At 57.1% G+C, this 9,294-nt stretch carries 11 protein-coding genes and 1 pseudogene; 5 read left to right on the plus strand and 7 right to left on the minus strand.

The annotated features are described in order from the left end of the window. Positions 1-174: 174 nt before the first annotated feature. The 4 genes from RMO15_RS09335 to RMO15_RS09350 form a co-directional block, all read right to left on the minus strand. Complete coding sequence (locus tag RMO15_RS09335) at positions 175-648, minus strand: redoxin family protein (protein WP_309711068.1); 474 nt, start codon at positions 646-648, stop codon at positions 175-177. Positions 649-735: 87 nt separating this feature from the next. Then, positions 736-1,341, minus strand: coding sequence for a helix-turn-helix domain-containing protein (locus RMO15_RS09340; protein WP_309711071.1), 606 nt, complete (start codon positions 1,339-1,341; stop codon positions 736-738). A 17-nt stretch (positions 1,342-1,358) separates the two neighbouring features. After that, positions 1,359-2,711 (minus strand): peptide-N-glycosidase F-related protein, encoded by a 1,353-nt coding sequence (locus RMO15_RS09345; RefSeq protein WP_309711074.1) that lies wholly within the window; start codon positions 2,709-2,711, stop codon positions 1,359-1,361. Then, positions 2,651-2,992: a hypothetical protein gene (locus tag RMO15_RS09350; RefSeq protein ID WP_309711075.1), complete on the minus strand. Its 342-nt coding sequence runs from the start codon at positions 2,990-2,992 to the stop codon at positions 2,651-2,653. Before RMO15_RS09350 ends, RMO15_RS09345 begins: the two co-directional genes overlap by 61 nt. Before the next feature lie 124 nt (positions 2,993-3,116). Between RMO15_RS09350 and RMO15_RS09355 the strand changes: the two genes are divergently transcribed. Next, on the plus strand, positions 3,117-4,106 hold the full coding sequence (locus RMO15_RS09355) for an aldo/keto reductase (RefSeq protein ID WP_309711078.1): 990 nt from the start codon (positions 3,117-3,119) through the stop codon (positions 4,104-4,106). On the opposite strand, the gene RMO15_RS09360 is transcribed toward RMO15_RS09355, so the two are convergent. Then, the gene (locus tag RMO15_RS09360) at positions 4,093-5,091 is read right to left on the minus strand and encodes an NAD-dependent epimerase/dehydratase family protein (RefSeq protein WP_309711081.1); all 999 of its coding nucleotides are present in this window, start codon (positions 5,089-5,091) and stop codon (positions 4,093-4,095) included. The two genes, RMO15_RS09355 and RMO15_RS09360, sit on opposite strands and share 14 nt — an antisense overlap. Positions 5,092-5,286: 195 nt before the next feature. Here RMO15_RS09360 and RMO15_RS09365 point away from each other — a divergent pair, with 195 nt between their 5' ends. Further along, the gene (locus RMO15_RS09365; protein ID WP_309711084.1) at positions 5,287-5,634 is read left to right on the plus strand and encodes an aldo/keto reductase; all 348 of its coding nucleotides are present in this window, start codon (positions 5,287-5,289) and stop codon (positions 5,632-5,634) included. Between the two features lie 49 nt (positions 5,635-5,683). Here the strand turns inward: RMO15_RS09365 and RMO15_RS09370 are convergent, their stop codons facing one another. Both RMO15_RS09370 and RMO15_RS09375 read right to left on the minus strand, forming a co-directional pair. Further along, positions 5,684-5,992, minus strand: a complete 309-nt coding sequence (locus tag RMO15_RS09370) for a hypothetical protein (protein WP_309711086.1) — start codon at positions 5,990-5,992, stop codon at positions 5,684-5,686. A 122-nt stretch (positions 5,993-6,114) separates the two neighbouring features. Continuing rightward, positions 6,115-6,702 (minus strand): annotated as a pseudogene (locus RMO15_RS09375) (FumA C-terminus/TtdB family hydratase beta subunit); the annotation flags it as partial. Between the two features lie 222 nt (positions 6,703-6,924). Here RMO15_RS09375 and RMO15_RS09380 point away from each other — a divergent pair. From RMO15_RS09380 to RMO15_RS09390, 3 genes are all read left to right on the plus strand, one after another. Continuing rightward, positions 6,925-7,119 (plus strand): hypothetical protein, encoded by a 195-nt coding sequence (locus RMO15_RS09380; RefSeq protein ID WP_309711092.1) that lies wholly within the window; start codon positions 6,925-6,927, stop codon positions 7,117-7,119. 18 nt (positions 7,120-7,137) lie between these two features. Next, positions 7,138-8,517: a M20/M25/M40 family metallo-hydrolase gene (locus RMO15_RS09385; RefSeq protein ID WP_309711094.1), complete on the plus strand. Its 1,380-nt coding sequence runs from the start codon at positions 7,138-7,140 to the stop codon at positions 8,515-8,517. 408 nt (positions 8,518-8,925) lie between these two features. Then, positions 8,926-9,294: hypothetical protein (locus tag RMO15_RS09390; protein ID WP_309711096.1), on the plus strand; the 369-nt coding region annotated here is incomplete at its 3' end.

Below are 9,294 nucleotides of genomic sequence, written 5' to 3' on the forward strand. Positions count from 1 at the left end.
GGGTGCGGTAAGAAGTCTTTTTCCCTTTGGGTTTAGGCTCTTTGGTTGTTTTGTTTCGTTTCACAGCTTTTCATAATTGCCAGAACCGTGCCTGTAGCTACCTGATAAAAATACGGGTTAGCCCGTTATGCAACAAAGCCCATTATTACTAGAGAGTAGCTAAATCGAAACATCTTATTTCCTTTCAGGAATAAAGCAACCTATGGCTTTGGTGAGCTGTGTGCGTATAGTCTTGTTTGCCACTGTTGCATCAAGAGCATTACGGAGATCATGATGAGTTGCGGCAAACCTGGGCTTGCCAAAATCAACATAGAGATTATCAATACGTCCCCGGTACAAAAGACTGCCGTTTGGTCTGAGCACCGCCACTTCGGGCGTAACTGTCGCTCCCACTTTCCGTGTGAATCGGTGCCCTGGGTCGAGAAAAATCGGGCAGGTATAGCCGTAGGCTTTGGCGTGCTTCTGGGCATCTGCCAGTGAGGTATCCGGGTCGGGGTAGACTAGGGCGAAGGCGATCTTTTGTCGCGTGTAGTGCTCACACAGGCGCTTGATCTCGGGAGCATAGGCGTTGGAGATCGGACAGTCCGTAGCGACGAAAAACACGACCAGTGCCTTTTTGCCTTTTGCTAATGTGAGTGGATTGATCATGCTAGCCTTTTTTGTGTAAGTAAGTGATTACTTACATAGACAGGCAAAGAGCATCGCAGTTACAGAAAAAGTAACCGGCGTGCAAATTTATTTTTCCGAGCACTCAATACCACCGAATAGAATTTGAAGCAGATTGGAAATGAAGCCATCTCGGGATGCTTCCCAGTTTTCCGGAGGATCACTGAAGATACGCTGTATGAAACCATTGGTGGCGGTGACGATAACATCCGTGGCAGTGGGAGCGATTTGGGCCTTGATCTCTCCCTGCTCACTACGTTGCTGAAGGATGGTGTAGAGAGTCATTCCTTGCATGAAGCACTCTGCTAGAATCGGTTCAAAGACCGCTTGCTCTCGCTTGGGTGTCGTGAAGACCATCAGCATAAAGTCCTGGTTGGCCCAGAAAACATCCAGATACTGAATCAGTATCAGCTCGATTACCTTGCGAATTGGCTGTGCTGAGAAATCGTTTGGCGTTGGTGGAAACAAAGGACGTGGGCAGAACTGCTCCACCATAGTCTGCAGAAGCTCTTCTTTGGTAGGGAAGTGCCGAAACAAAATGGCCTCTGTAACTCCCGAGCGCTGCGCAATCGCCTTGGTTGTTGTGCCTGCATAGCCCTGGAGGGAAAAGAGATCCAGGGCTGCCTGGAGGAGGGAGAGCCGCCTGGAGGTACTCGTTAGTCGCGTTGTTTTCATGGACGTTAAAGTCTCCGCTAGCGAGAGGCTCTGTAGAGAATCAGATAACTTGCAAACGTGTGGTTGGCGGGGAAGCCTTTATCGGGAGTGGTGTTGGTGTAGGGCTGAAGCTCGTAGGCGAGGCGTAGGGGCTTGCCGGGGACAAGCGCGGGAGTCAGGTTCACAATCCACGGCGCGACCATATCGCCAGGCGACCAGCCTGCTCTCGGGAACTTCCAGGTGCCACCTTGGGGGCGGCAGGGATTTAAATACACATCCTCTTTCCAGAGCCGATTGGTAAAGACGCGTCCCTCGCAGTGGAGCCTGCGCCAGAGCGGGTGAAACTCGCCCGCATTGAGGGCGTTGGGCGAGCCGCCGTGGCCCGTGACAATTGAGTAAAATGCCGCCCCAGTAGTCTCCCGGTCAGTGGCAAGCGTCTGGGGCACAAGAAACTTCTCAATAGGCTCATCGGCAAGGCCGATTCGCGCCACGCCGTTCCAGAGCTTGATGACTTTATACGGCTCACGGGCGATGGGGCCCGGGTAGAAATCAAAGTCAATCGAGACCCGCCAGCCCTCGGAGTAGGTCTCGCAGACTATCTCTAGCTCTTTCTTGCCGCGTAGTAGAGGCAGGAAGTCCGTCAGGTCTACTTTCCACTGCCAGGCTTTTCGGTAGGGCGTGATCCAGCGCAAGATTTCGTAGCGCTCTCCGGCCTCGTCGGTCAGAAAGAGCTGGGCGAGGCGATCCCACGGGTCAATGCCTTTGGGCGTGCTTGCCAGCGTTAACGTGCAGACCACCCGCCCGATCTTGGTGGTGTCGGGAAATGCGACCGTGTTTTTTATTTTATGGTGCTGGGCATCGTTGAGGGCTAGCGAAAAAGCGCTGAGCTTGCGCGGCGTGCTCAGCCAGCGTGGCGTCCCCTGGCGACGAACACTCAGCGGGGCATCGGCCCCGATCAGTATCGGCTTGACCAGTGCTAGCGAGACCTCCGGGACAAAGTAGTTCTCATAAACCGCAACCCCGCCCACCGTAAGCGTGACTTCAACGCCGCCCACCACCTCCTCAATCAAGAGTGTTAGCGGCTCGCTCAGAGAGCGCGGAGCCAGCCGGTTGGCCAGCTCCTGCCCATCACGGTGGAGAGAGACCTCGCGCTGGGGGCGGTTCTCAATATTTCCCAGCGGCCCAAACATCATGTCATTGCGGCTGGCTCCCGGCGGTGGTGGAGGATTGTAGGTGTCAAAGCCCAGCGCAAAGATCCCTGGCAGGTTCGGCTCCGCCGGGTCATCGAGGCGTGGCAGGCCCGATAGTGGAGTGGATGCAGGCAGAAACGCTAGGGCATAGCCTTTAGGATCTGTGGGCGTGGCAAGCTGCCACTGGACTTCGATTCGCATGGAGGCATTTTACCTGTCCTATTCTGAAGGCGCTCTGCCATGTGCAGGCATTCCTCAGCCTCTTTGTACTTGTGCTGAACGTTGATGTAGTAGTAGGCTTGTGCCTGGTAGCGATTGATTGCTTTGACCAGGTTCTGCTCCTCTGTGTTTTGACTTTCTAGGGCAGGCGTCCAATAAGTCTCTGGCTGATATTGGCCCGGATTCGGCTGGCTGGCCCGAGTGAGTCCCGCAGCAAGGCAGGGAAGGCTCAGGCAAAGCAGAACGGTTTTGGGTAGGCGCATGGTGTTATCTCCTTAAATGGTAAATTGTCTTGATGATTAATCGCTCTGTGCTCTCTGTTAGATACACCAGAACGAAATTTAGTCACGAAGACGCAATATTTTTTTTCGGGGTACACTCAGCGCCATGGAATATCGCAAGCTGGGCCGCACGGGCCTCTTTGTCTCGGAGCTGTGTTTGGGAACGATGCAGTTTGGCTGGTCAACCGATGAGCCTACCTCGCACGCCGTGATGGATGCTTATGTCGAAGCTGGGGGGACTTTCCTCGATACCGCTGACATCTACACCACGTGGGCGGGGGATGCGAGCTACGGAGGCAAGACGGAAGAGATCATGGGGCGCTGGTTTGCGGAGCGTAAGAACCGCGAGAGTGTGATTTTGGCGAGCAAAGTCCGTGGGCGCATGACCCCTGGTCCCAACGGCGAGGGGCTCTCCCGAAAGCGAGTGATCCAGTGCTGTGAGGACTCACTGCGCCGCCTTCAGACCGACTACTTGGATCTCTACCAGTGCCACTGGGTGGACTTAAATACCCCGATCGAGGAGACGCTCGCGGCGATGCAGACTCTGGTGGAGCAAGGGAAAGTCCGCTACATCGGGGCGAGCAACTACCCCGCGTGGCGGCTGATGGAGGCGCTCTGGCACTCCGATAAGCGAAACTTTGCCCGCTTTGATAGCTACCAGCCCGAGTACAACTTAATGGATCGCCAGCTCTTCGAGTACGAGGCAATGCCGCTCTGTAAGCACCACGGCCTAGGCGTGATTCCCTACTCGCCGCTGGCGGGGGGCTTTCTCACGGGCAAGTACCGCGCGGGAGCGGATAAGCCCGACAGTGTCCGCGCCGATGGTGCCCTAAACCGCTACGGCAACGAGCGTGGCTGGGCGGTGATCGAGGCGCTGGAGCAGATCGGCAACGACAATGGCAAAACCGTCGCACAGACCGCACTGGCGTGGCTGCTCACCAACCCCGTCGTGACCTCGCCGATCATCGGAGCTAACAACCCCGAGCAGCTCAAAGATAGCTTAGGCGCGGCAGGCTACCGCCTCAAGCCCGAGGAGCAGTCTCGGCTTAATGAGCTGACCAAGTGGGTGCGCAACGGGCGACCTATCTGGGATTGATAAAGTCTTCGAGGTAGTCGCGGATGAGGGTCTGTAAGCTCGGCGCTGCGGGAAGCCCGAGGGCGAGGGCTCTTGAGCCGTCCACCGCCACGGGCCAGTTGGCGACGATCCCTTGAATCCGGGCATCGGGCTGGTCTTCGATAGTCCCTAGCGAGAGATTCAGCTCCTGGGCGACTTGTTGCAGGGCCTGGGCGGCGAGATTTGGGGTAACACTCAGCGCGGGGAGCCCGAGAGCCCGATCCCGCCCTAGAGCCTCGGTCGGGAGGTTGTGGAGGGCGATAAGAGAGTCAATCACGGTGCGGTAGCCGGTCATGGGGTGGCGCTGGTCACGCGCGACGGGCAGTAGGCAGGTCTCGCCGCTCAGAGGCTCGCGGAACATCCCACTGGCCCAGCTTGATGCGGCGGCATTGGGCTTCCCGGGGCGAATGATCACGGTCGGGAGTCGGGCAGTGCGCCCGTCGAAGAAGCCCTTGCGCGTGTAGTCGTTGAGGAGAAGCTCACAGATGGTCTTGGTGATTCCGTAGGTGGTCTGTGGGGTGAGCTTGGTGTTGTCGGTGCAAGGCTCCTGCATGGCGTCGCCTCCGAAGCAGGCGATACTGCTGGCAAAGACCACGCGCGTCTTGCCACCTAGCGCACGCGCCGCCTCAAAGATATTGCGCCCCCCGTCTAGATTGACCCGAAGAGCATCGTCGAAGCGCTCTTCGCACTCGCCGCTGACCATTGAGGCCAGATGGAAAATCGAGGTGCTGCGATGAGTGCCCACTGCTGCCCGAACGTCGTCTGCTGAGTCTACATTCCCGACACGCTGCTCGACATGAATCGGTGTCTCGGGCAGGGGCTTAGAGGGAAACTGTCTATCAAAGAGGATGATTTCCTCAAGAGGCTCCTCTGCCCCTGACTCCCCGATCAGCGCTCCGCAAGCCAGCAGTTTTTGGCAGAGCTGGTGGCCTAGAAACCCACCGCAGCCCGTGATGATAACTCTCATGATTGCTTGCCAGTGTACACCAAGTTTTGTATAATTCTTTCATGTCCGCCCCGATTCTTTCTGGCTTTGATCTTGACAACCCGGAGCATTTCTTCGAGTTCTGCCGGGTCAATGCCGTCTGGCGGATCGAGCGCAATGCACAGGGGGAAGTTGTTGTCAGGATGCCTACCGGAGCCGAGACTGGGACTCTTAAATGTGGAGCTTACTGGGGGCTTTCTGACGGGCAAGTACCGCGCGGGAGCGGACAAGCCCGACAGTGTCCGCGCCGAGGGTGCCCTAAACCGCTACGGCAACGAGCGTGGCTGGGCGGTGATTGAGGCGCTGGAGCAGATCGGCAACGACAACGGCAAGACCGTCGCACAGACCGCTCTTGCGTGGCTGCTCATCAACCCCGTCGTGACCTCGCCGATCATCGGAGCCAACAACCCTGAGCAGCTCAAGGATAGCTTAGGCGCGGCAGGCTACCGCCTCAAACCCGAGGAGCAGAGCCGCCTGAGCGAGCTGACCAAGTGGCCACGCAACGGTCGGCCTATCTGGGACTAAAAGCCAGCCCCCTAACCCCTGCCCGGCGGGGGGACCGCAGGGAGGGGGGCTATTTTTCTGTCTCGATCTTCCGCAGAAACCAACCCGATGCGAAGAGAAGCGTCGCTACGAACAGTACAACCCCGATGGCCAAAAGCTCTGGTTGCGAGTAACCAAATGTACCAATGACAATGCTAACGATTGCACTCAGGCAAATCCCCAGAGCCGCTAGCCACTCAAACCAGGCAGCAATGCGTGTTTGACGTATGCCCAGAAGCAGACCTGTTAGACCGGTGGCTCCTGCGACGAGGAGTAAGGCGAGGTGGACGAGTGGAGTATCAGCGGGCGGACTGGGGTTGGTCTTAAGACTGCCGTTCATCCATACAAACCAACCGCAGAACCCGGACATCAGAAGATTGAGTAACAGAATAACCCATTCCCCAAGGCTAAGATTCCGCCTGGGAGAGTGGTAGCTGGGGTGTTTCTGTTGCTGTTGCACGGTTATCCCAGTGCTGCCTTCAGTTTATCGAGTGAGCTGGCTTGGACTTCTTCATGCAAAGAGCCGCCGTGGGAGTCCATGGTGACGATGCAGGGGAAGTCTTTCACTTGCAGCACCCAGATGGCTTCGGGGGAGCCGAACTCCTCTTTGAAATAGACATTCTCAACCCCTAAAATACACTCCGCGTAGACCTGTGCCGCACCACCGACGGCGTGCAAGTACACTGCTCCCTCGCTCTGGCAGGCTCCCAAAGTCTTGAGGCCCATCCCACCCTTACCGATCACGCCACGCAGGCCGAACTTCGCGATGAGAGCGGCTTGATACGGCTCCTCGCGGATTGACGTGGTGGGACCTGCGGCAGTAATCCGGTAGGTCTTCTTGCCGTTCTCCTCACCCTCCACCACCACGGGGCCGCAGTGGTAGATAATGCCACCTGCCAAATCCACGCCGTCGGGAAGGGGACCTCCATCGGCCAGATACTTATGAACCGCATCGCGTCCCGTAAAGATCCGCCCCGAGATCAGAACCTCGTCGCCTGCTTTGAGCTGCCGGATGCTCGCCTCATCCACCGGCGTTGTCAATCTCACCTGAGCCATAAAAAAAGTATACCTCTATCCATTTCAGGAATAATTCAGAGTGGCATGGTGCAATGGGCCTATGGCGAACCAAACACAGACAAGCACCGTGATTTTTATCCTTTTGGGCGGCACTTTGACAATTGTTTCACGCCAATCAAACACCTGTGAAATTTTCCACTCTTCCGTATACCAGCCGAACATAGTGAGTGTCTAATTCGACAAAGGTAAGGGGACATGCAAAACGATAAATCAGAACAAATCTTTCAGGTGATGCTACCGCTCAGCCAAGATGAAGCGGATGCTTTGCTACACCTGTTGCTTTGTGCGCCCGAAACCGACGAGGTCTCCGAGGAGATGACGGCCCACTTGCTCCGGCGCATCGCTGAGGTGCAGAGGGCTTTCTTGCGTCCGCACGAAGTGGAAAGTTGAACAGGGTAGAATCTGTGTATGAATCCCCCTGTCCCCTCGCGTCTTCAAAAAGCGCTTGAAACGGCGCTTCCCGGTGTTTTAGGCGAGCTGGCGGAGCTGGTTGCTCTTGCTTCTGTGGGTGCCAAGCCGGACTCTCCAATGGCGCTCTGTGCGGAAAAAGTGGCGCAGCTCTACCGAAAGCGCGGCTTCGAGGCCCACTTAGTTCCTACGAATGGTGGCCCGCCCGTGGTCTATGCTGAGGATCGAAGTGCGGGGGTAGAGGCACCCACGGCGCTTTTCTACAACCACTACGATGTCCAGCCCGCCGAGCCCTTTGATCTCTGGGAGAGCGACCCTTGGACAATGCGCCACGAGGGCGATTTTCTCTTTGGTCGGGGCAGCTCTGATGACAAAGGCCATATTGCCTGCCGCCTGCTCGCCCTGGATGCGCTCAAGGCGCTTAACGGCGGGGCGCTTCCCATTAATATCAAAGTGCTGGTGGAGGGTGAGGAAGAGACGGCCAGCGTGCACCTTGCTGAGTGGATCGAGCAGCACAGCGCCCTGCTCGCCGCCGACGTGACACTCTGGGAGTTTGGAGGGATCAATGCGGCGGGAGAACCCGAGCTGATCTGCGGCCTGCGTGGGATCGCCACGTTTGAGCTACGGGCTCGCACGATTGACCATGATGCCCACAGCGGTGTCGGCGGGACAATCTTACCCAACGCGGCCTGGCGGCTGGTACATGCTCTGGCAAGCCTTAAAGACAAAGACGAGCGTATTCTCATTCCTGGCCACTACGATGCCGTCTTGCCCGCCACCGACGCGGATCTTGCGCTGCTGGGAAAACTCTCTCCTGAGATTGAGGCTGAGCTACGCGCCGAGTTTGGTATCTCCCACTTTCTGGGCGGGGTCACGGGCGCGGAGCTGCAGCGCCGTGCCAGCTTTGAGCCGAGCTGCACGATCAATGGGCTCACCAGTGGCTACCAGGGTGCAGGCACAAAAACCGTCCTCCCAGCCGAAGCCACCGCCAAGCTCGATTTTCGCCTGGTTCCCGACATGGATCCCGAAGTTGTCCATCAGAGCCTGCGGGCGCACTTAGACGCGCAAGGCTTCTCCGATATTGAGATCCACTATCTTGGTGGGCAGAAGCCGGGGAGGGTCTCGCCCGACCACCCGATGGTTCAGCTTGCGGCCCAAACTGCCGAAGAGGTCTATGGTGTGGCTCCCAGTATTGTTCCTCTCTCGCCCGTTACGGGCCCGGTTCACCCGTTTGTGGGAGGACTGCGCCAGCCTATCGTGACCATCGGCTGCGGCTACCCGGGAGCCCGTGTGCATGCTCCTAATGAGAATCTTCGTGTCTCGGACTTACTCCAAGGAGCGCGACACACCGCTGCTTTCTTAATGGCTCTGAAAACTTAACCCGTAAAAACACGGGTTTTTTGTAAAAAGCGCCTTGGAACATCTTTCTTGCGGTTAACTGTCCCATGGAGTGAAGGTAAAGTCACTCACTGGGAAAGGTACAGAGAGGATGTTGACGCGACGCTCTTTATTGTGTTTCGCGCTGGGCCTGGGAGTTCTGGTGGGCTGTGGTGGAGGCGGGGGCTCTGATAGCAGCTCCGAAACCCTTCGGATAGTGCAGCTGACAGTACACTGGCCTGAGCACAGTCGCAGTGTGGCAACACCGGTATCAGCACTCTCTTTTGTTCTGATGATCAAAGCGGCAGCCCAAAGCGGCAGCGACGCCGTAACGGTTTTTAACCGTGCTTAGTGCAGGCAATGTACTGGTGCGCGGAGCAGGCTTAAAAAAGCAAGGGTATACTGTACATTATGCGAGTGCTGTGGTGTTTAGGGGTGTTGTTGTGCTGGCTGTTTGTCGGGGGGGCGCAGGCGCAGGATAAGCTCATTTATTGCAACGAGCCCGAGCGGATTCGAGATGCGGGGACGTATGCCGATGCGCGCCTACTGGCTGGTCAGAGCTACACGATCTTCTACCACTTCCGAAATAGTAGCAACGATACGGGGGATTTTGTCGTCCAGTTCAAGAGCCTGACCGACGAGCCGTTTAGTTTATCGTCCAAACAAGGCAGTGCTGATCCCAGTGGCGATCCGCCTACCGTGGGCCGTCAGGCAATGGCGCGTTTCCTCCGTGCTCCCGATAAGCAGATTGCTGCGGATAAAGGCCTGGCACGATTTACG

The sequence above is a fragment of the Armatimonas sp. genome, assembly GCF_031410135.1.
GTDB lineage: Bacteria > Armatimonadota > Armatimonadia > Armatimonadales > Armatimonadaceae > Armatimonas.